Raw genomic sequence first — 20,504 nt, 5'->3', positions numbered from 1 at the left:
CCGTCCGCGGAGGTGGCGAAGAACTGTTCGGTGACAACGCCGTCGGCGTCGAAGAACTCCGGCAGCGATGTCGCGCCCGCCCCCGCGGCCGAGGTGACCGCGCCCTTCGGTCTGGCGAATCTGCCCCAGGAGATTCGCGGACCTGTGCGGTCCGGGCACGACAGTGGCTGTGCCGCAGGCTCGTTCGAGCCCAGCGGGCCGGGCGGCTAGCTCGCGGGCGGGGCGGCCGGAGCCGCGGGGGCCGCGTCCGCCGGGGCCGGCGCGTCGCCGGAGCCACTCGAGCCGCTGTCGCTGGAGCCGCCCGAACCCGTGGTGGCGGGCTCGCCGTCGGCCTTCGGGAGTTCGGCCACGGTGAACAGGCCGACGGTCGGCAGCACCACGCAGCGGGCGGCCGGGTAGTCGATCGTGCCCCAGAGCGAGGCCACGACGGTGCCGGGGCCGGAGTCGACCGTGGTCGCCAGGGCCGGGAGGTTGTACTCGGTCAGGTCGGCGAGCGGGCTGATGCCGCTGCGGCCGTTGCCGACGTTGAGCCAGGCGACACTGAGGCCCGAGGACAGCGGCATGCCCGAGTGCGCGGGGGTGGCCTGGAAGCGCAGGGTGCCGGGCGGACCGGCCAGGCCCAGTTCGGGGCCGTCGACCATGCCGGGGGTGGCCGAGGCGGCGGTCATGGTGAAGGGCAGGTTGTGCCCGCAGCCGATGGTGGGGGCGGTGTACCCGAAGGGCCGGAAGCCGATGTCGCCGAGCTTGGCGGCCGCGACCAGCTGGGCGCCCTTGCTCACCGTGGTGACCGCGGCCTGCGCCTCGGCGTTGTCGCCCGCGGCGGTCGTGAGCTGCTCGATGGCCTGCTCGACCGGGGACTTCTCCGCGTCGGCGGCGGCCGTGCCGCCCGCGCACAGGATCGCCGCGGCGGCGAGGGCGGTGACCGAGGCGGCGCGCCCGGGAAGAGTTCTGCCGTTCACTCGTACTTCTCCTGCGAACTCGGGATACCGGTGGGGCGATCGGCGGCTCTGCGCTTCGGAAGCGGCACCGGCGCACCGGATCTCCACGGCAACGTACCAGCTGCCCCGCGATCGCGTCCGCCCAGGCGGTAGCCGGGTGTGATCCAGCCGACACGCCGAGTATTACCGGGGGGTAGGTTTGACCTTGATACGACAGCGACGCTGGGAGAAGCGATGAAACTTGCCCTGTCACCAGATGAGGTGAAATTCCGGGACGAACTGCGCGAGTTCTACCGGACCAAGGTCCCGGCGGAGATTCGCGAACGCGTGAAGTACGGTCGCGAGCTCTCCAAGGACGACATCGTCACCACGCATCGAATCCTCAACGAGCACGGCTACGCGGTCCCCAAGTGGCCGGTGGCCTGGGGCGGCCGCGACTGGACGCCCATGCAGCGCCACATCTGGGAAGACGAGATGCAGCTGGCCTCGGTCATCGAGCCGCTCACCTTCAACGCCCAGATGATCGGCCCCGTCATCGCGCAGTTCGGCTCCGAGGAGCTCAAACAGCGCTTCCTGCCGCCGACCGCGAACCTGGACATCTGGTGGTGCCAGGGCTTCTCCGAGCCGGACGCCGGTTCGGACCTGGCCTCGCTGCGCACCACCGCGGTCCGCGACGGCGACGACTACATCGTCAACGGCCAGAAGATCTGGACCACGCTGGCGCAGTACGCGGATTGGATCTTCTGCCTGGTCCGCACCGATCCGGCGGCGAAGAAGCAGGCCGGCATCTCCATGCTGCTGTTCGACGTGAAGTCGCCGGGCGTGACCATTCGCCCGATCAAGCTGATCGACGGCGGCCACGAGGTCAACGAGGTCTTCTTCGAGAACGTCCGGGTGCCCGCCGATCAGCTGGTCGGCGAGGAGAACATGGGCTGGACCTACGCCAAGTTCCTGCTCGGCAACGAGCGCACCGGCATCACCGGCGTCGGCCGCACGAAGGTCAAGCTGGCGGTGGCGAAAGAGTATGCGGCCCAGACCAGGTCGGGGCGCGGCACGCTGCTCGAGGATCCGGTGTTCGCGGCTCGGATCGCGGCGCTGGAGAACGAACTGCTGGCGCTGGAGCTGACGCTGATGCGGGTGGTGTCCAACACCACCGACGGCAAGCCGAATCCGGCGTCCTCGGTGCTCAAGCTGCGGGGTTCGGAACTGCAGCAGGCCGCCACCGAGCTGCTGCTGGACATCGCGGGACCGGACGCGCTGCCGGTACAGGCCGATGACATCGCCTCTCCCGCGTGGGCGCAGCGCACCGGCCCCGGCTACCTGAACTACCGCAAGACAACCATCTACGGAGGTTCCAGCGAGGTGCAGCGCACCATCATCGCCTCCACCATCCTCGGATTGTGAGCTGCCGCCATGGATTTCGAACTCACCGATGAACAGGTCATGCTGCGCGACACGGTCCGCGATCTGCTCGCCCGCGCCTACGACCCCGAGACCCGCCTGAAGGTCACCGACGCCGAACTCGGCTGGAATCGCCAGGTCTGGAACCAGCTCGCCGAACTCGGCGTGCTGGGACTGGCTTTCGGCGAGGAGGACGGCGGCGTCGGCGCCGGGCCGGTGGAGACCATGGTCGTGCTGGAGGAGGTCGGCCGCCGCCTGGCGCCCGAGCCGATCCTGGACGCGGTCCTGGTCCCGGGCGGCCTGATCGCCGCCGCGGGCACCGAGGCACAGCGGCAGCGCGTGCTGCCCGAGGTGATCGCGGGGGAGAAGCTGCTCGCGTTCGCCCACGACGAGCCCGGAACCCGCTGGCCTGCCGCGGAACTCGCCACGATCGCGGTGCCGCAGGGTGACGGGTACGTGCTGACCGGGGTGAAGAACCCGGTGCCGCACGGGGATTGCGCCGACGAGTTCGTGGTCAGCGCCGAACTGCCCGGCGGCGGGCTCGGGCTGTTCCTGGTCGCGGCCGACGCGACCGGCGTGGTGCGCAAGCCCTTCCGCACCTTCGACGAGCGCCGGGGCGCGCAGCTCGAGTTCACCTCGGCCCCGGGCGAGCTGCTCGGCGACAACGCCGACACCGCGGCCGCGCTGGCCGCGGTGACCGCCCAGGCGCAGGCCGCGCTGTGCGCGGAGTCGCTGGGCGCGATGGAGGAGTCGCTGCGCCTGACGACCGAATATCTCAAGACCCGCAAGCAGTTCGGCGTCACGCTGTCGAAGTTCCAGACCCTGAGCCAGCGCGCCGCCGAAATGTACGTCTCCCTGGAGTTGGCGCGCAGTATGAGCCTGTACGCCACGGCAGCCCTGGTGGACGAGGTGACCGATCCGACCGTCGCCGCCCGCGCCCGCCTGCAGGTGGGGCGTTCGGCCCGGCACATCGGCCAGGAGGCGATCCAGATGCACGGTGGCATCGGCATCACCACCGAGTATCCGGTGAGCCACTACGTGGCCCGCCTGACCGCGATCGCCCGCACCCTGGGCACCGACCTGGACCACCTCAACCACCTGGCCGGCCACGTCGGCGATTACACCCTCGTCGAGTTCTGACGGATCACGCCCACGTGCCCCGCTCCGGATCGGAGCGGGGCACCCGCGTTTTCCGGGGCGTTCGGCCGTTGCGGGGCACGGGGTTCCGTGTATGACGACCCGCGCGCGCCGCCCGACCTGGGGTGGGGCGCGAGTCGTTTCCGCGTTCGGTGAAATCGGGTGGGGGCGGGTGCGAGACCGCGCGTAGGGTGCGGTCATGGGAGAGGAAACTGTTCGGCTGGACGGAAATACGCTGGTGCTGGCGGGGGACGTACGGGTGCGATTCATTCGCACGCTGCGGCTGCCGGAGACGGGAACGCACGCGTTGCCGCCGGGTATCGGGGATTTCCCGGTGCGACGGGTCGCGGATTACGCGGACACGGTGCTCGACGAGTGGGCGAAGCGCGGCGGCGTCATGCTGCCCATGTACCTGCGCGAGGCCATGTGGCTCTCGTTCTCCGCGCGCGAACCGGCGGCGCTGCAGGTCGGGGTGGGCAAGGTGTGCGCGGTCTCGGGTAAGCCCTGGAGCGACCGGCTCGGCCGCGATCCGCAGAATTACGTGGTGCTACCCCGCCAGCCCTGGCTGGACGGCATCAACTCCGGCGCCGGCACCATCCGCCAATTCGTCGCCGTCCCACTGGGTTTGGGCGCGACGGTGGAGGGTCAGGTCACGGGGGAGGAGGTGTGGGGCGGAATCCAGTTGCAGCACTTCGGCTTGAACGAGATCGAGTTGGCGCAGTGGCGCAAGGCCCAGCGGGCACGGGAGGTGAGCCGCGGCGACGGGCCGGTGACGCTCGGAAGCCCGTTCGACGGCGGCTACGGCGCGAAGGAGCCGCCGCCCTGGGGCGGCATGCCCGTGCCCGATGGCCCGCCGCCCGCGCCGTCCGCCCAGGCCCCGGTGTACGGCGCGGCACCGCACCCGTCCGCCGGTTCGGCCCCGCTGCCCCCGCCCGCGGCGCCCGGAGCGCCGCTGCCCCGCGCGGCTGCGGGCAAGTCCGCGAAGGCCATGGGCCTGGGCGTCGGCGGCACCATGCACCAGGAGATCTACGCCGACGATCGGCGGCTCGCGGCCTGGGCGGCAACGCCTTCCGGCCGCGTCTTCGTGCACCTGGTGACCCCGCCGGACTGGCAGCGCATCACCGGAGAAGCGCCGCCGCCCTCACCGGTCAACCGGCAGGCGTACACCGAGGCGGGCCTGCCGTGGTTCGACTACTACGACGCGGACGGCTCCGATCTGCCGCCCGCCCCGGACCTGTCCAACGTCGTGCCGGTGGGCGACTGGCTGGGCGCGGACCACGAACCGTGGCAGGATCCCGCCCCCGGCCAGGTGCATCACCTGGGAGATGCGAAGGGCAAACCCGTCACCGACGGCGACTGGTAGTCCGGCCGCCCCCGGCGGCGGCCCTCACTCCTCCGAATCGTCGGTGGCGGTGGGCCGTTCGGTGGTCGTGGTGGGCGCGACGGTGGTGTCCTCGGTGGTGGTCACCGGCCGTTCGGTGGTCACCGGGCGCTCGGTCGTGACCGGGCGTTCGGTGGTCGTGCGCGGCGGCCGCGAGGTGGTGGTGCGCGGGGTGGTCGGCCGCGTGGTGCGGGTGGTCGTGGTCGTCCGGTTGCCCGGGTAGTCCGGGTCGTCGGGGTCGATGGTGACCGAGGGCGGCAGCGTGCGCCGCGGCGGCTGATCCGAGGCGACCCGCCAGGTCGGCGAGGGCGGGATGAGGATCCCGGGGGTGGTGCTGCTCGACGTCGAATTCGCCGGTGCGGCTTGCAGATCCGCGTTCAACGCCGGGGGCGGCACGTAGACGTCCTGCCGGCCGAGGCCGCAGGCGCCGAGAACCACCAGACCCAGCGATACCGCGCCGACCGCGGCGGCGGCACCGACCGCGGGCCGGGGGAGCGGCCTCCGCGGTGTGGTGTCGCCGCGCTCGTCCGCGCGGGCGTTGCTGCCGTCCATTCGTGGCACTCCTGATTGTCTCGAGTGGGCTCACCATAACGGAGGTGATGACTCGGGGCCAGGCGGGTGCTTGGTCCGATTTGTTCGACTACGGCACTGTTCCGGAAGGCTACGACAATATCTCAAACAGCAATGATTCAGATATCGGATTAATAAAGTCCGCGTGTTGCACGCACGTGTCGCCTGGACATTTCGTTGCCGAGCCGTAATGTGTGTCCAAAGTTACACGTGAGACGCCCGAAATTAGCCGAGAGACGCGCCGAAGATTCGCCGAACCGGTGGGCGTCATCTAGGAGTGGATGATGGGTGCATTCTCGACATCCCCGCTGCGCGCCAACGCGCGGCCCGGGGAACCGGCGGTCGACAGACCGTCGAGACCGTCGGCGATCCTGGCCCGCGCCGCCGCCTGGCTCTTCTTCCTGGGCGGAGTGGTCGGCGCGATCCTCGGGATAGCGGGCCTACATGTGGAAATCACCGTCGCGGGCCTGATACTGGCCTGCACCGCAGGATTGGTCCTGCTCAAACTACGCGCGGACAACGCGCCCACTGACGGCAACTGACTCTCCCCGGGCGGCACACGGACCCGGAGCCGATCGAGTCCCTTCCCGCCCGTCGAGCCAAACTCGCGAAATGAATCCGCGATCGGCCGCGCATCGAATACGTGAATGAATTCAGCTAATTATTAGCTACCAATTCTCGTTTCCATTCGTTGCCGTCCGAGTCATTGCCGCCATTGGCGCTAACCGCGAACAACCCATTCGAATGCCGCCGCTTTCGAGCGACTGCCCTCCGCCGTGCGGGAACGATTCGGCTCGCCGAGTTCGGCCAGCAACTGTTCGGATATCGGCACGAGCTCCGCGAGCGACTCGGGCGTGAACCATTCCGGACGCGTCGCGAAGAGCAGATCCTCGCTGGCGGTGTTGCCGGAGGCGCCCGGTGCGAACGGGCAGCCGCCGAGGCCGCCGAGCGACCCGTCCACCACGGCCGCCCCGGCGGCGATGGCCGCCAGCGAATTCGCCACGCCCATGCCCCAGGTGTCATGGCCGTGGAACACGATGCGGCGGTTGGCCGTACCCCAGCGGCCCGGCGCGGCCACCGCCGCGATCAGCGCCGAGACCTGCGCCGGATGCGCCTGGCCCAGGGTGTCCGCGATCACGATGTCCGCCGATCCGGCCGCGCGCTGATCCCCGGCGATGGCCAGCACCCGCCGCGGATCGACCGGGCCGTCGAACGGGCAGGTGAAAGCCGTTGCCAGGCACAGCTGAATGCGCCCGCCCGCCTCGCGGGCGATCGCGACCGCGTCCGGCATGGCGGCCAGACTGTCCTCGGTGGTGCGCCCGATATTGGCTTTGTTGTGCGCGTCCGAGACCGAGAAGCAGTACTGGAAATTGCGCACGCCCGCGGCCGCGGCCTTCTCCACGTGCCGCGGCGTGGCCACCCACACCCAGCAGCGGCTCAATTCCTCGGGCGTGAGCGCGGCGACCAGTTCGAGCGTATTGGCCATGGGCGGCACCAGATCCGGGCGCGCCATGGACCCGATCTCCAATTCCGGGACGCCCAGCGCCAGTAGCCGGCGCACGATCTCGGCCTTGCGTTCGGTCGGCAGCACCTTGCCGGTGAGCTGCAGCCCGTCGCGCAGGGTCACATCGCGCAGGATCGCTTCCATCACTGTTCCTCCAGGGCGTCGATCTCGCTGTCGGACATGCCCAATAGTCCCGCGAGCACCTCGCGGGTGTGCGCACCCAGGTCGGGTCCGACGTTGCGAATGGGCAACGACTGCTCGCCGATGACCGGCACGATGCCGGTGAAGCCCACCCACTTGGGTTCGGGCTCACCCACGTCCACCGCGAAATCCTGAATCATATTGCGCGCCCGGTATTGTTCGTCGGCCACGATATCGGCGGCGGTATAGATGGGTCCGCACGGAATGGCGGCGGCCTCGAGGACTTCGAGCGCCTGCGCCGGGGTGCGGGTGCGCGTCCATTCCGCGATCGAGGCGTCGAGCCGATCGCGATTGCGCCAGCGGCCCGCGTTGTCCTGCAATTCCGGATCGGCCGCCAGATCGGGCCGCTCGATGACCTGCATGTAGCGCTGGAAAATGGCGTCGCCGTTCCCGCCGATGATGATGCTGTTGCCGTCGCTGCACGGGTAGGCGTTGCTGGGCGCGATGCCCTCCATGCGCCCGCCGACCCGCTCCCGGTTGATGCCGTACGCGAGGTAGTCCGGTACCAGCGACTCCATCACCGACAGGATGGATTCGTTCAGCGCCACGTCGATGACGCGCTGGGTCAGCGGCACCGCCTCGGTCACGCGCTCGCGCTGGAACAGTGCCATCACCGTGCCGAAGGCGGCGTAGATGCCGGCGATGGAGTCGCCGATGGACACGCCCACCCGCACCGGTGGCCGGTCCGGATCGCCGACGAGTTCGCGCAGGCCGCCGACCGCCTCGGCGACCGCGGCGAAGCCCGGGCGCTGGGCCAGCGGCCCGGTCTGCCCGTACGCCGAGATGCGGGTGATGACCAGATTCGGGTTGGCGGCGTCGAGCACCTCGGGCCCCAGGCCCCACTTCTCCAGCATGCCGGGGCGGAAGTTCTCGAGCAGGACGTCGCACTTCTCGATGAGCCCGAGCACGATCGCCCGCCCGGCCTCGGTGCGCAGGTCCAGGGTGATGGATTTCTTGTTCCGGTTCACCGTGCGGTACAGCATGGAGGTGTCACCGCCGTAGAGCCGCCAATTGCGCAGCTCATCACCGGTTTTGGGCCGCTCCACCTTGATGACCTCGGCCCCGAAGTCGCCGAGTATCCGACCCGCCGTCGGCGCGGCGACGTAGTTGCCCAGCTCCAGAACCCGCACGCCGTCGAGCGGCCGAATCTCCATGCGGGCAACTCTATAGTCGCCCGCCGCGGCGCGACCGCCGGTCCGCCGCCGCCCGATTCGACGCCCGAGGGGGCGTGCGCGCGAGCGGTTCCGGACAGACGAAAGGCCGGGGCGACGGCTGGTTGGGGCCGTCGCCCCGGCCTTTCTCCCGCCCCGATTGTGCTGTGCGCAAGAACATCACACTCGGGGCCGGCTCGCTCAGGCCGCGCGCGGGGCGACCTGTTCGATGATGGAGTAGTGCTCGGCGTTGCCGCTGATGATGGTGCTGGGTTCGCCGTGCACGTCGACCGGGACGTCGCCCGCGAGGGTGATGCGGGTCAGGCGGCGGGGCTCGCCGTCGTAGTCGTCGATGGCGTAGTGCTGGGTCGCGCGGTTGTCCCAGATGGCGACGTCACCGAGCTGCCAGTTCCAGCGGGTGGTGTTCTCCAGCTTGATGACCCGGTTCTGCAGCAGCTGGAACAGCGCCTGGGACTCGGCGGCGGACAGGCCGACGAAGTTCTTCACGAAGTGCCCCAGCAGCAGGGCGCGCTCGCCGGTGACCGGGTGCACGCGCACGACGGGGTGCTCGGTCTCGTAGTAGTTCGACTCGAACTCCGCGCGGTACGCCTTACCGTGCTCGTTGGCCGCGGCGGTGTCGCTGCGGTCGGCGGCGTAGTCGTAGACATTGGTGTGCCGGGCGCGCAGGTTCTCCACCAGCACCTTGAGCGGTGCGGGCAGCGCCTCGTAGGCGGCGACGGTGGAGGCCCAGGTGGTGGAGCCGCCGTAGGAGGGCAGGTGCACCGCGCGCAGGATGGACGCCTTCGGGATCCGGTCCACGAAGCTGACATCGGTGTGCCAGCTGTTGGCCCGGCCGTACTCGGAGTCGATGGGCAGGGACTTGACGCCCTTGGAGGTGACGGTCGGGTGCGGCGTGGTGGGGGAGCCGAGCAGTTCGGCGAACTCGTACTGGCCGTCCTCGGTCAGGTGCTCCTGGCCGCGGAAGAAGATGACCTTGTGCTCGGCCAGCGCCGACTGGATGAGCTCGACGGTCTCGGGCGGCAGATCGGCGCCCAGGCGCACGCCGTCGATGCGAGCGCCTATCTTGCTGCCGAGCTTCACCACGGTGGCGGTGGCGGTGGCGTAATCGACGGACATACAGGGCCTTTCGCTCGATCGGATGCTGCGTACGAGCACACCATCGAGGCCCCGCGGGAAACAGGATTAGGCGCAGCCGGATCGAAAGAGCGGGCTGGAACCGGCCCCCGCCCGGCTCAGCCCACCTGCTCCCGCAGGTAGGCCAGATCCTCGGCGACGCCCTCGGCCGGGGTCTCCAGCACGATCGGCGCGTCCACCGCCCGGCACACCTCCACCAGCAGCTGCGGGTCGATGGTGCCCTCGGACAGGTTCGCGTGCCTGTCCGCGCCGGAGTCGAACGCGTCGCGCGAGGAGTTCAGGTGCACCAGGTCGATCCGGCCGGTGATGGCCTTGATCCTGTCCACCACGCCCAGCAGTTCCTCGCCGCCGGCCCAGGCGTGGCAGGTGTCCAGGCAGAAACCGGCGCCGAAGTCGCCGACGGCGTCCCACAGCCGGGCGATGTCGTCGAAATGCCGTGCCATGGCGTGATTTCCGCCCGCGGTGTTCTCGATCAGGATGGGCACGGCGAAGCCGCCCTTGTCCTGCTGGCGTTCGAAGAGTTTGCGCCAGTTCAGGATCCCCTCGAGCATCTCCTCGTCCTTGCGCACGTGCCCGCCGTGCACGACCAGGCCGAAGGCGCCGAGCTCGGCCGCGGCCTTCGCCTGGGCCGCCACCGCGTTGCGGGAGGGCATGCGCAGGCGGTTGTTCAGGCTGGCCACGTTGATCTGGTAGCTGGAGTGCACCACCACCTCGATCGGGCTGGCCTTGATCTCCGCGGCCAGGGGATGCGGCTGGGGTTTGTCCCAGCTCTGCGGATCCACCACGAACATCTGGATGACGTCGGCGCCCAGCTTGTCCCCGAACGCGATGGGGTCGCCCTCGGTCCGAACGTGTGCTCCTATGCGCATGCGATACAGGCTATCGCTAGCGTCCGACAGCCTCCGCGACGAGACGGCGGTCACGGTTGTTGCGCTTTCGCTGCGGGCGGAGATAGTTCGGTAAGGACTGTGTTGCCGAGCCCGGATCGACGGGGTGATTCATCGCCGTCCTGCTATGGTTTCGGTGTTTTCCGGATCGGCCCGAGTGCGATCATGCCGATCGTTTGCGGTACGCCGCGCGCTGGTGGGTCCCGGCGCACGACGTGGGAAGTGAGAGCTGGTCATGCTGTCCAACGGCGACGTTTTCGCCGGTTATGTGATCGAGCGGCAGTTGGGTCGCGGGGGAATGGGTTCGGTCTACCTGGCCAAGCACCCGCGCCTGCCGCGCATGACCGCGCTCAAGTTGCTGAACCGGGAGATGGTCTTCGACAAGGAGGTTCGCGCCCGCTTCGAGCGGGAGGCGGACCTGGTCGCGCAGCTGGACCACCACAACATCGTCACCGTGTACGACCGCGGGCTGGAAGACGGCCAGCTGTGGATCTCCATGCAGTACATCGACGGCGTCGACGCCGCGAGCGTGAACGCGCTGACCCTGCCGCCCGAACGCGCCGTGCAGATCATCGCCGAGATGGGCGACGCGCTGGACTACGCGCACCGCAACGAGGTGCTGCACCGCGACGTGAAGCCGGCCAACATCCTGCTCGCGCGGTCCACCGGCGGCAAGGGCGAACGCGTCTACCTCACCGACTTCGGCATCGCCCGCCTGCGCGACGATCACGGCCAGAACCTCACCCAGACCGGCACTTTCACCGCGACCCTGGCCTACGCCTCGCCCGAACAGCTCACCGGTTCGGCGCTGGACGGCCGCTCCGACCAGTACTCGCTGGCCTGCACCCTGTTCTGGCTGCTCACCGGGTCCGGCCCGTTCTCGGCCACCAATCCGGCCGCCGTCATCCAGGGGCACCTGCAGAATCCGCCGCCGCCGCTGAGCAGCGCCCGCCCGGGCCTGCCGCCGGCGCTGGACATGGTGCTGAACAAGGCCATGGCCAAGCGCGCGGAGGAGCGGTTCGCGACCTGCAGCGATTTCGCCGCGGCCGCGCGCCGGGCGCTGTCCGCGCCGAGCGCGCCGGCCATGCCGCTGGTGGGCAACCGCACCGCGCCGCCGATGCCGGTGCAGCCGCACACCGGCGGCGCCGGCCCGATGGTCAATCCCATGACCGGCGGTCCGAGCCCGACCACCTCGGGGCCGAACCACTTCCAGACCATGGGCCACACGCCGCAGCCGCAGCCGGTGGCCAACACCTACACCGGCGCCCCGCAGCCGACGAACCAGTACACCGCCCCGGCCTACAACTTCGCCGGCACCGGCGGGGGAGTTCCGCCGGGCCCGCCGACCATGGGCGGCCCGATCGGCGGTCAGCGCCCGGGTGGGCCGCCGCCGAAGAAGTCCAACGCCGGGGTGATCATCGGCGCCATCGTCGGCGCGCTCGTGCTGGTCATCGGCGCGGTCGTGGTCGGCGTGGCGCTCGGCGGCGGCAGCGACGAGGAGAACCGCGGTCTGACAACGGCTTCGGGGGTGTCCACCACCGCGAAGTCGAACCCCACGGGCAAGACCACGCCCTCGGCGAAACCGACCACCACCTCGGCGGGCTCGCCCGGTGACGCCTCGGCGATCGCCGCGAAGTTCCCGCGCATGGTGCCCGCGTCCGAGAGCGGCGACATCGGCTACAACGGCGCGGACTGCTGGGTGGCCGATCCGTCCAGCCCGCCGGACAAGTCCGAGGGCGAGCCCGATTTCGGCGACTACTCGGTGCAGTGGCGCTGCTTCGGCGGCGGCGAGAACAAGGATCCGTTCTACCGGTTCTACGTCTACAGCTCCCCGGCCAAGGCGCAGGCCGTGGTGAACGCGCTGTCCCCGGACACCAAGTCCTCCGACGCCAACGGCGGCAAGACCTACACGAACTACCAGTTCACCGATCAGGATCGCCCGCGTATGGTCACCGCCTTCACCGGCGACAACGAGCGCGCGGTGTTCCTGATGTACACCGACGGCGTGGTCGGCACCATCGACGAGGTGCTCACCTGGTGGCGCTCGGCGCCGCTGAACTGATCCGGGTGCACGGATCGGCCGGTATTCGGCCGGTCCGGAGCCGGATCGCCGCCGTGCCGACGCGGCTCCGGGCGCGAATTCGGCACACCCGTCCCGGTCTGTTGCCTGAGCCACGGCCGGGAGCGGGGAGGTTGTCGGGCCCGCCGCGCGCGCGTTAGGGTCCCGTTCGTAATCGAGCGAAAGGGTCGGCGTGCTGCGCAGCGGGGAGAGGTTCGCCGGTTACCTGATCGAGCGCGAACTCGGCCGGGGCGGAATGGGCGCGGTGTACCTGGCCCAGCATCCGCGGCTGCCGCGCCGGACGGCGCTCAAGCTGCTGAACCGGGACCTGTTCGGCGATACCGAGACTCGCGCCCGCTTCGAGCGGGAGGCCGACCTGGTGGCCCGGCTCGAGCATCCGCACATCGTGCCGATCTACGACCGCGGCAGCGACGGCGATCAGCTGTGGATCTCCATGCGCTACATCGACGGCCCCGACGCCTCCACCCTGGATTCGGCGAAACTGGCTCCGGCCCAGGCCGTCCGGATCATCGCGGCCACCGCCCAGGCGCTGGACTACGCGCATCGCAAGGGTGTGCTGCACCGCGACGTGAAGCCCGCCAACATCCTGCTGGAGCACGATGACGGCGAGGACCGGGTGTTCCTGGCGGACTTCGGCATCGCGCGCCTGCGCGACGATTCCGCGGCCCGGCTCACCCAGACCGGCTCGTTCACCGCGACCCTGGCCTACGCGGCCCCCGAACAGCTGATCGGCGGCGACCTCGATCACCGCTGCGACCAGTACTCGCTGGCCTGCACGCTGTTCCGGCTGCTGACCGGCGACGTGCCCTTCAGCGCCGAGCATCCGGTGGCGATCATGCAGGGGCACCTGAACACGCCGCCGCCCCGGGTGAGCGCGCTGCGGCCCGGTCTGCCGCCCGCGCTGGACGCGGTCCTGGCCCGCGCCATGGCGAAAAGTCCTGCGGAACGGTTCGATTCGTGCGTCGAGTTCGCCACCGCCGCGCAGCGCGCCCTGACGGGCGGGCACCCGGGCAACGGGTACGCGGGGGCGGCGCCCGGCGGTGCCCGGGGCGGCGCGCACGCGAGCAACGGCGTTCCCGGCCGCGGCGCCGCGGGTAACGGGGCCGGCGGCTACGCCGGGAACGGACCCGGTGGCCACGCGGGCAACGGGTCCGGCGGTCTGGCCCGGCCGGCCGGCTTCCAGGGGACGCCCGCTCCCGGATACGCACCCGCACAGGCGACCCCGCCGCCGCGCGGGGTGATCAGCGTGCCGTCGCAGCCCGTGCCGGCCCGTCCCGGCGCAGCCGCTCCGCCCACGAACTTCACCGCCGGCGTCGCCCGGCCGCCCGCGCCCGCCCCGGCGGCGCGTCCCGCGACCCGCAAGTTCGGCGCCTCCGCCGCCGGAACGTCGTTGCCGGGCAATCGAACTCCCGCTCCGGCCCCGCGACTGCCCGGTGCCCGTCCCGGTCCCGGCTGGGGCAGGCAACCGGTCCGGAAGCGCCGCAAGTCCCGCCTGCGCGGCTGTCTGCTGTGGGTCGTGGTGCTCACGGTGGCGGTGCTGCTCCTGGCGGGTGGTTGTGTGGCCGTCGCGAACCGCTATCTGCCCTTCGGCACCACGACCACGCCGACCACGGTTGTGCCGACCACCGAGTACGAAGCGCCTGCCGAGCCCACAACCGTATGGGAACCGACGTACGAAACGACCTCCGACGCGCCGTCTCCCGAGGGCAGTATTGCCCCCATACCCTGAGTTCACGCCCGATTTGTGAGGAGTCCATGAGGTTGCGGGTCTAGGGGGTATCCCGGATGGCGCGGCTCAGCGAAGGCCGACACACTGGACACCATGACTTCGAACGTCTCGGACTCCGTCACCCTCGACAAGGGCGCGACCGAGGTCGCCGCCCGGGCGACCGAACTGACAAAGTTCTACGGATCAGGCGACACCCAGGTGCGTGCGCTGGACGGGGTGACCGCCGACTTCGCGAAAGGGGAGTTCACCGCGATCATGGGGCCCTCGGGTTCCGGCAAATCGACCCTCATGCACTGCCTGGCCGGATTGGACGCCGCCACCGGCGGATCGGTCCACATCGGCGACACCGACCTCACCCAGCTCTCGGACAAGCAGATGACCCAGTTGCGCCGCGACCGCATCGGCTTCGTCTTCCAGGCGTTCAACCTGGTTCCCACCCTGACGGCGCTGGAGAACATCACCCTGCCGCTGGACATCGCCGGCCGCAAGGCCGACGAGAAGTGGCTCACCAGCGTGGTTGAGCGGCTCGGTCTGACCGATCGCCTCAACCACCGGCCCAGCGAACTCTCCGGCGGCCAGCAGCAGCGCGTGGCGTGCGCCCGCGCGCTCGCGGGGCAGCCGGACATCATCTTCGGCGACGAGCCGACCGGTAACCTCGACTCCCGCTCGTCCGGGGAAGTGCTCTCCATCCTGCGCGCCGCGGTCGACGAATTCCGTCAGACCGTGGTAATCGTGACGCACGATCCGCGCGCGGCCTCCTACGCCGATCGCGTGGTCTTCCTCGCCGACGGTCATATCGTCGACGAATTGCGCTCGCCCACCGCCGATTCCGTGCTCGACAAGATGAAGTCGCTGGAGACCGTCTGATGTCCGGAAGTCCCATGCGCAAGGTCGCCTTGCGCAATCTCGCCGCGCACAAGGTGCGACTGGTGCTGACCCTGCTGTCGGTGGTTCTCGGAACCGCCTTCATCGCGGGTTCGTTCGTCTTCACCGATACCCTGCAGGGCAGCTTCGACGACATCTTCGCCAATCAGGCCAAGGGCGTCGACGTGCGCGTCGCGCCGAAGGAGCGCCAGTCCCTGGGCATTCCGAACGAGGACGTCGACAAGATCGCCGCCATGTCCGGCGTGCGCTCGGTCGCGCCCAGCGTGAACGGCCCGGTCGTCCTGCTGCAGGACGGCAAGGCGGTGCAGACCGGCGGCGCGCCCACCTTCGGCAACTCGTATCTGCCGCCGGACAAGGCGATCGCCGAGCCGGACAAGTTCCTACGCGGCGTGCCGCCGAGCAAGGCCGGTGAGATCGCCATCAACGAGGGCGGCGCCGATCGCGCCGGCCTGAACGTGGGTGATCGGACCACGGTGCTGATTCCCTCGAAGGGCAACATCGACGTCACCGTGAGCGGCATCTACGACCTGCCCTCCAACACCGGCGGTTTCATCAATCTGCTCTTCGACGACGCCCAGGCGCGCGAGCTCTTCACCGACGGTCAGCACGTCGCCTTCGTGGACATCGCCGCGAAACCCGGTGTGGCGGCGAACGATCTGCGCGACGAGATCGCCAAGACCATGCCGAACTACAAGGTGCAGAACGGCGATCAGGTCCGCGAGGACATGAAGAAGGAGGTCGGGGACGCGCTCAAGTTCATCAACTACTTCCTGCTGGCCTTCGGCTCCATCGCGCTCATCGTCGGCACCTTCATCATCTACAACACCTTCTCGATGCTGGTGGCACAGCGCCTGCGCGAACTCGCGCTGCTGCGCGCCGTCGGCGCCAGCCGCGGGCAGGTGGGCCGCTCGGTGGTCGGCGAGGCGCTGATCATCGGAATCATCGGCAGCGCACTGGGTCTCGCGGCCGGCGTCGGGCTCGCCTTCGGGCTCTCGGCCATGCTCAACGCCTTCGATCTCGGTCTGCCGACCGGCTCGATGTCGGTGCAGCCGCGCACCATCGTGGTGGGCCTGCTGGTCGGCGTGCTGGTGACCGTGGTCAGCGCCTACGCGCCCGCCCGCCGCGCCGCCACGATTCCGCCGGTGGAAGCCATGCGCGCGGAATTCAGTTCGCACGACGGCTCGTTGCGCATGCGGTCCATCGTCGGCGCGGTACTCGCCGTCGCCGGTGTGGCCCTGGTGGTGATCGGCGCCCAGCGCACCGGCGGCAACGCCGCGGCGACCGTCGGCGTCGGCGCGCTCGCCCTGATCTTCGCCGTGCTGCTGGCCTCGCCCGCGCTCTCGCGCCCGGTGGTCGGTGCGCTCGGCGTGCTGGTGCGGCCCTTCGGCCCGGTCGGGCAGATGGCGCGGAACAACGCCCGCCGCAACCCCCGGCGCACGGCCGCGACGGCGTTCGCGCTCACCCTCGGACTCATGCTGGTCTCGGCCATCGGCATGCTCGGGGCCTCGGCCAAGGCGAGCATCACCGACCTCGTGGACAAGGGTGTGAAGGCGGACTACATCCTGGCCGGCCCGCCCGGTGGCATCATCGGCGTGCCGCTGCCCGCCGGCGACGCGGTGAAATCCGTGCCGGGGATCAAGGACGTCGTGGCCTTCCACGTGATGGCAGTCAAGGTCGGCGACGAGCAGGTGTTCGGCACCGTCGCCGAGGGACCGCTGGACAACGTGCTCAGCTACGACCTGCTCTCGGGCACCCGGACGCTGGGCGACAACGACATCCTGGTGTCGGAAACCGTTGCGGGCGAGCACGGCTGGAAGGTCGGCGAGAAGGTCGAGCTGACCAGCCTGGACTTCAAGAAGTACCCGGTCACCGTCAGCGGCGTGTACAAGGACACCCAGCTGCTCGGGCCGCTGGTGGCCTCGACGTCGCTGTACAACCAGGTCATGCCGGTGAACTTCCGCAACAACTTCATCGTCCTGATGACCGCGGAACCCGGCGCGAACCTCGCCACCATGCGCACCGACCTGGAGAAGGCCATGGAACCCTATGTAGTGGTGCAGGTTCAGGACCGCGAGGACTTCAAGGGCGCGCAGGGCAAGCAGATCAACACCATGCTCGCCATCCTGTACGGCCTGCTGGCGCTGGCGGTGGTGATCGCCATCCTCGGCATCGTGAACACCCTCGCACTGTCGGTGGTGGAACGCCGCCGGGAGATCGGCATGCTGCGCGCGGTGGGCATGCAACGCCCGCAGGTACGGCGCACCATCTACCTGGAGTCCATGCTCATCGCCATCTTCGGCGCGGTGGTCGGCGTCGTGCTCGGCCTCGGGCTCGGCGTCGGATTCCTGCGCACGCTGCGGGATCTCGGCCTCGCGCAGATCGCGGTGCCGTGGGGGCAGCTGGTGCTGATGCTCGTCGGATCCGGGTTCGTCGGCGTGCTCGCGGCACTGTGGCCGGCGGTGCGGGCGGCGCGGACGCCGCCGCTGGCCGCCATCGCCGACGTCTAGGTCGCGCGGAAGGGATTGCGGTACAGGCGCTCCGGCCGGTCACCACGGTGACCGGCCGGAGCCGTTCGTGCTGGCGGGCGACTCGGAGCCGGGACCGCCCGATCCCCGACGCCTAGGGCCGGAACAGCTCTCCGGCGTACGGGCCGGGCACGAGATCGCCCGCGGCGAGCGCGAGGCTCGACTCCGGGGCGACCGGGCCGAGCGAACTCGACTTGCCGCTGTTCGCGATGATCGCGATCGCCACGATCACGATGATCAGCACCACTACGATGCCGCCGATGATCCAGCCGATCGGGCTCGAACTCTGCTGCGGTGGTTGCCGGTACATCTGCTGCGACGGATTGCGCGGCTGGCCGGATTGGCCGTAGGCCGGCACCGGGGCCTGGTGTACGAAACCCTTGTTCGCCGGGTTCTGATACGACGGCGTCGCGATCGGCGCCTGCTGCTGGGGGAACGCGGGCGCAGATCCGGACTGGCTCGGGTACGCCGGGCCCGGGGGCGCGGACTGGTTCGGGTACGCCGGGGACGAGCCGCCCGACTGCTGTGGGAAGGCCGGTCCCGACTGCTGATTCGGGTACGCCGCACCGGAATTGGGGACCGGGTAGGCCGAACCGGAGCCGGACTGCTTGGGGTACGCCGGGGTCGACGGGGGCGGCTGATTTCCGAACGCGGGCCGCGGACCGGGGCCGGGCTGCGGGCCGGGCGGCTGCGGCCGCGGGGTGGCGGGGGTGGCCGGCTTGATGACGGGCTGCGGATGCGCCGGGGTCGGCTGCCGCGGCGGCGCCGGATTGACGATCGGCTGCGGCCGCACCGGCGTCGGCGGGCGCGGGGGCGTGCGCGGAGCGGTGAGCACGCGTTCGATGGCCGCGGCGAATTCGGTGCAGGAGCGGAAGCGGTCCTGCGGGCGCTTGGCCAGCGCGCGGGCCAGGACGCCGTCGATGGCGCGGGGTAGCTCGGGGCGCAGCGGGCTGGCCGGGGGCGGCGGTTGCTGCAGGTGCCCGCGGATCACCGCCGCCGGGCTGGTGCCCTCGAACGGCACCGCGCCGGTGAGCAATTGGAACAGCGTGCAGGCCAGCGCGTACTGGTCCGAACGGCCGTCCAGGGTCGCGCCGGTGAGCTGTTCGGGCGAGGCGTAGGCCAGGGTCGCGGTCACGGTGCCGGTCTGGGTGAGATGACCGGTGTCGTCGCGCAGCCGGGCGATACCGAAGTCGGTGAGGTACACCCGCTCCCCGCCGGAACCCGACTTGGCCGAGGCCCGGGCCAGCAGGATGTTGGCGGGCTTCACATCGCGATGCAGGACGCCGCGCCCGTGCGCGTAGTCCAGCGCCTTGGCCGTCTCGGTGATGATCTGCACGGCCCGCATGGGCGGCAGGTTCCCGGCCTTGACCGCGGCCGCGTTCACCCCGTCGACGAACTGCATGGATATCCACAGCTGTTCGCCCTCGGTGCCGCGGTCGTAGACCGTGACGATATTCGGATGGTCCAACTGCGCCACCAGGTCCGCTTCCCGGACGAACCGGGCACGAATCTCGGTGTCGGTGAACATCTCCTGATTGAGCAGTTTCAACGCCGTCTTCCGCGGCAGCCGCGGATGCTGGGCCAGATATACCGCTCCCATACCGCCGCGACCGAGCTCGCGTTCGATGACGTAACCGGCGAACACATCACCAGAGCGCAATGCCGAGCCCCCGTTTCCACGAGATAGATCCGCCCAGGAGCCTACCGTGCTTATTTTGCCCTCCGCTTCGCTCCGGGCGGGTTTGCGGCCGCTGTCAGGCCTTTCCGGCGTTCTGGTTCGCCCAGGACTGGACGTCGCCGCGGTCCAGGGCCACGGCGAGGAGGTCCGGGAAGCGGTCGGGGGTGCAGGCGAAGGCGGGGACGCCGAGGGCGGACAGGGCCGCGGCGTTGTCGTGGTCGTAGGCGGGGGCGCCCTCGTCCGAGAGGGCCAGCAGGACCACCATCTGCACGCCGGACTCGGTCATGGCGCGGATGCGGCGCAGCATCTCCGCGCGGACGCCGCCCTCGTAGAGATCGGAGATCAGTACGAACAGGCTGTCGGCGGGGCGGGTGATGAGGGACTGGGAGTAGGCGATCGCGCGATTGATGTCGGTGCCGCCGCCGAGCTGGGTGCCGAACAGGACGTCGACCGGATCGGACAGCTTGTCGGTGAGATCGACGACCGCGGTGTCGAACACCACCAGCGACGTCTTCAGCGAGCGCATCGACGCCAGCACCGCGCCGAACACCGAGGCGTACACCACGCTCGACGCCATCGACCCGGACTGGTCGATGGCCAGCACCACGTCGCGTTTCACCGCCTGCGCCTTGCGGCCGTAGCCGACCAGGCGTTCGGGTACCACGGTGCGGTGCTCGGGCAGATAGTTGGCCAGGTTCTTGCGGATGGTGCGATCCCAGTCGATGTCGCGGAGTTTGGGCCGCGAGACCCGGGCCGCGCGATTGAGCGCGCCGCCGACGGCCGCGATGGTCTGCGCGGCCAGCCGCCGCTCGATCTCGCGGACCACCTTCTCCACCACGGTCCGCGCGGTGGCCTTGGTGGTCTCGGGCATCACCCGGTTCAGGCTCAGCAGCGTGCCGACCAGGTGCACATCCGGTTCCACCGCCTCGAGCAGTTCCGGCTCCAGCAGCAGTTCGGTCAGGTTCAGCCGGTCCACGGCATCGCGCTGCATGACCTCGACGACCGTCGACGGGAAATACCGCCGGATGTCGCCGAGCCACCGGGCGACCTGCGGCGCGGACCCGCCCAGCCCGCCCGAGCGCCGCCCGCTCCCGCCCTGCCCGCCCCCGTCGTACAGCGCACCCAGCGCCCGGTCCATGGCCTGGTCCTCGGCCGCGCCGAGCCCGCCCGTGCCGCCGCCCTCGGCGGGCGCCCCGAGCACCAGCCGCCACCGCCGGGCCTGCGCTTCGTCCACGTCGGTCATCACATCACTCCGGTTCTGTTCGCGAGTAGCGGTTGTCGG

Annotated in this window: 17 protein-coding genes; 9 read left to right on the top strand and 8 right to left on the bottom strand. The window is 70.2% G+C overall.

Features of this window, described 5'->3' with window-relative positions; translation table 11 throughout:
- On the top strand, positions 1 to 210 hold a 210-nt coding region (locus ACWDOP_RS18945; RefSeq protein ID WP_456346127.1), incomplete at its 5' end, for a hypothetical protein.
- Here ACWDOP_RS18945 and ACWDOP_RS18940 read toward each other — a convergent pair.
- The gene (locus ACWDOP_RS18940) at positions 207 to 959 is read right to left on the bottom strand and encodes a hypothetical protein (RefSeq protein ID WP_456346126.1); all 753 of its coding nucleotides are present in this window, start codon (positions 957 to 959) and stop codon (positions 207 to 209) included. The genes ACWDOP_RS18945 and ACWDOP_RS18940 overlap by 4 nt on opposite strands.
- A gap of 213 nt (positions 960 to 1,172) precedes the next feature.
- Between ACWDOP_RS18940 and ACWDOP_RS18935 the strand changes: the two genes are divergently transcribed.
- The 3 genes from ACWDOP_RS18935 (at position 1,173) to ACWDOP_RS18925 (ending at position 4,839) form a co-directional block, all read left to right on the top strand.
- On the top strand, positions 1,173 to 2,342 hold the full coding sequence (locus tag ACWDOP_RS18935) for an acyl-CoA dehydrogenase family protein (RefSeq protein WP_454203653.1): 1,170 nt from the start codon (positions 1,173 to 1,175) through the stop codon (positions 2,340 to 2,342).
- A 9-nt stretch (positions 2,343 to 2,351) separates the two neighbouring features.
- Entirely contained in the window at positions 2,352 to 3,479 is a 1,128-nt protein-coding gene (locus tag ACWDOP_RS18930) for an acyl-CoA dehydrogenase family protein (protein WP_456346125.1), read from the top strand.
- A gap of 196 nt (positions 3,480 to 3,675) precedes the next feature.
- A complete protein-coding gene (locus tag ACWDOP_RS18925) occupies positions 3,676 to 4,839 on the top strand; it encodes a hypothetical protein (protein ID WP_456346124.1) in 1,164 nt (387 codons plus the stop codon).
- 24 nt (positions 4,840 to 4,863) lie between these two features.
- Here ACWDOP_RS18925 and ACWDOP_RS18920 read toward each other — a convergent pair whose 3' ends face one another.
- On the bottom strand, positions 4,864 to 5,409 hold the full coding sequence (locus ACWDOP_RS18920) for a hypothetical protein (RefSeq protein ID WP_456346123.1): 546 nt from the start codon (positions 5,407 to 5,409) through the stop codon (positions 4,864 to 4,866).
- 302 nt (positions 5,410 to 5,711) lie between these two features.
- On the opposite strand from ACWDOP_RS18920, the gene ACWDOP_RS18915 reads away from it, so the two are divergent.
- Entirely contained in the window at positions 5,712 to 5,969 is a 258-nt protein-coding gene (locus ACWDOP_RS18915; RefSeq protein WP_354991197.1) for a hypothetical protein, read from the top strand.
- Between the two features lie 179 nt (positions 5,970 to 6,148).
- On the opposite strand, the gene ACWDOP_RS18910 is transcribed toward ACWDOP_RS18915, so the two are convergent.
- The 4 genes from ACWDOP_RS18910 to ACWDOP_RS18895 form a co-directional block, all read right to left on the bottom strand.
- On the bottom strand, positions 6,149 to 7,075 hold the full coding sequence (locus ACWDOP_RS18910; RefSeq protein ID WP_454203649.1) for a hydroxymethylglutaryl-CoA lyase: 927 nt from the start codon (positions 7,073 to 7,075) through the stop codon (positions 6,149 to 6,151).
- Positions 7,075 to 8,286: a CaiB/BaiF CoA transferase family protein gene (locus ACWDOP_RS18905; protein WP_456346122.1), complete on the bottom strand. Its 1,212-nt coding sequence runs from the start codon at positions 8,284 to 8,286 to the stop codon at positions 7,075 to 7,077. Before ACWDOP_RS18905 ends, ACWDOP_RS18910 begins: the two co-directional genes overlap by 1 nt.
- A gap of 198 nt (positions 8,287 to 8,484) precedes the next feature.
- Positions 8,485 to 9,420 (bottom strand): TauD/TfdA dioxygenase family protein, encoded by a 936-nt coding sequence (locus tag ACWDOP_RS18900; RefSeq protein WP_454203647.1) that lies wholly within the window; start codon positions 9,418 to 9,420, stop codon positions 8,485 to 8,487.
- Positions 9,421 to 9,536: 116 nt separating this feature from the next.
- Positions 9,537 to 10,307: a deoxyribonuclease IV gene (locus ACWDOP_RS18895; RefSeq protein WP_456346121.1), complete on the bottom strand. Its 771-nt coding sequence runs from the start codon at positions 10,305 to 10,307 to the stop codon at positions 9,537 to 9,539.
- 253 nt (positions 10,308 to 10,560) lie between these two features.
- On the opposite strand from ACWDOP_RS18895, the gene ACWDOP_RS18890 reads away from it, so the two are divergent.
- The 4 genes from ACWDOP_RS18890 to ACWDOP_RS18875 all read left to right on the top strand — a co-directional run bounded on the left by ACWDOP_RS18890 (position 10,561) and on the right by ACWDOP_RS18875 (position 17,526).
- Positions 10,561 to 12,387: a serine/threonine-protein kinase gene (locus ACWDOP_RS18890; protein ID WP_456346120.1), complete on the top strand. Its 1,827-nt coding sequence runs from the start codon at positions 10,561 to 10,563 to the stop codon at positions 12,385 to 12,387.
- A 190-nt stretch (positions 12,388 to 12,577) separates the two neighbouring features.
- Complete coding sequence (locus ACWDOP_RS18885; protein WP_456346119.1) at positions 12,578 to 14,134, top strand: serine/threonine-protein kinase; 1,557 nt, start codon at positions 12,578 to 12,580, stop codon at positions 14,132 to 14,134.
- A gap of 93 nt (positions 14,135 to 14,227) precedes the next feature.
- On the top strand, positions 14,228 to 15,001 hold the full coding sequence (locus ACWDOP_RS18880) for an ABC transporter ATP-binding protein (RefSeq protein ID WP_454203643.1): 774 nt from the start codon (positions 14,228 to 14,230) through the stop codon (positions 14,999 to 15,001).
- Complete coding sequence (locus ACWDOP_RS18875) at positions 15,001 to 17,526, top strand: ABC transporter permease (protein WP_456346118.1); 2,526 nt, start codon at positions 15,001 to 15,003, stop codon at positions 17,524 to 17,526. Before ACWDOP_RS18880 ends, ACWDOP_RS18875 begins: the two co-directional genes overlap by 1 nt.
- 112 nt (positions 17,527 to 17,638) lie before the next feature.
- On the opposite strand, the gene ACWDOP_RS18870 is transcribed toward ACWDOP_RS18875, so the two are convergent.
- Both ACWDOP_RS18870 and ACWDOP_RS18865 read right to left on the bottom strand, forming a co-directional pair.
- Complete coding sequence (locus tag ACWDOP_RS18870; RefSeq protein WP_456346117.1) at positions 17,639 to 19,204, bottom strand: protein kinase domain-containing protein; 1,566 nt, start codon at positions 19,202 to 19,204, stop codon at positions 17,639 to 17,641.
- Positions 19,205 to 19,298: 94 nt separating this feature from the next.
- A complete protein-coding gene (locus tag ACWDOP_RS18865; protein WP_456346116.1) occupies positions 19,299 to 20,465 on the bottom strand; it encodes a VWA domain-containing protein in 1,167 nt (388 codons plus the stop codon).
- Positions 20,466 to 20,504 lie beyond the last annotated feature (39 nt).

This window comes from Nocardia sp. NPDC003693 (genome assembly GCF_053981095.1).
The sequence above is the reverse complement of the archived record's forward strand: the minus strand, read 5'-3'. Positions and strand labels throughout refer to the sequence as shown.

What these genes read in the sequence shown, in the direction of transcription:
- ACWDOP_RS18935 (WP_454203653.1), top strand. Translation starts at nt 1,173, where the DNA reads ATGAAACTTGCCCTGTCACCAGATGAGGTGAAATTCCGGGACGAACTG.
- ACWDOP_RS18930 (WP_456346125.1), top strand. Translation starts at nt 2,352, where the DNA reads ATGGATTTCGAACTCACCGATGAACAGGTCATGCTGCGCGACACGGTC.
- ACWDOP_RS18925 (WP_456346124.1), top strand. Translation starts at nt 3,676, where the DNA reads ATGGGAGAGGAAACTGTTCGGCTGGACGGAAATACGCTGGTGCTGGCG.
- ACWDOP_RS18920 (WP_456346123.1), bottom strand. Translation starts at nt 5,409, where the DNA reads ATGGACGGCAGCAACGCCCGCGCGGACGAGCGCGGCGACACCACACCG.
- ACWDOP_RS18915 (WP_354991197.1), top strand. Translation starts at nt 5,712, where the DNA reads ATGGGTGCATTCTCGACATCCCCGCTGCGCGCCAACGCGCGGCCCGGG.
- ACWDOP_RS18910 (WP_454203649.1), bottom strand. Translation starts at nt 7,075, where the DNA reads ATGGAAGCGATCCTGCGCGATGTGACCCTGCGCGACGGGCTGCAGCTC.
- ACWDOP_RS18905 (WP_456346122.1), bottom strand. Translation starts at nt 8,286, where the DNA reads ATGGAGATTCGGCCGCTCGACGGCGTGCGGGTTCTGGAGCTGGGCAAC.
- ACWDOP_RS18900 (WP_454203647.1), bottom strand. Translation starts at nt 9,420, where the DNA reads ATGTCCGTCGATTACGCCACCGCCACCGCCACCGTGGTGAAGCTCGGC.
- ACWDOP_RS18895 (WP_456346121.1), bottom strand. Translation starts at nt 10,307, where the DNA reads ATGCGCATAGGAGCACACGTTCGGACCGAGGGCGACCCCATCGCGTTC.
- ACWDOP_RS18890 (WP_456346120.1), top strand. Translation starts at nt 10,561, where the DNA reads ATGCTGTCCAACGGCGACGTTTTCGCCGGTTATGTGATCGAGCGGCAG.
- ACWDOP_RS18880 (WP_454203643.1), top strand. Translation starts at nt 14,228, where the DNA reads ATGACTTCGAACGTCTCGGACTCCGTCACCCTCGACAAGGGCGCGACC.
- ACWDOP_RS18875 (WP_456346118.1), top strand. Translation starts at nt 15,001, where the DNA reads ATGTCCGGAAGTCCCATGCGCAAGGTCGCCTTGCGCAATCTCGCCGCG.
- ACWDOP_RS18865 (WP_456346116.1), bottom strand. Translation starts at nt 20,465, where the DNA reads ATGACCGACGTGGACGAAGCGCAGGCCCGGCGGTGGCGGCTGGTGCTC.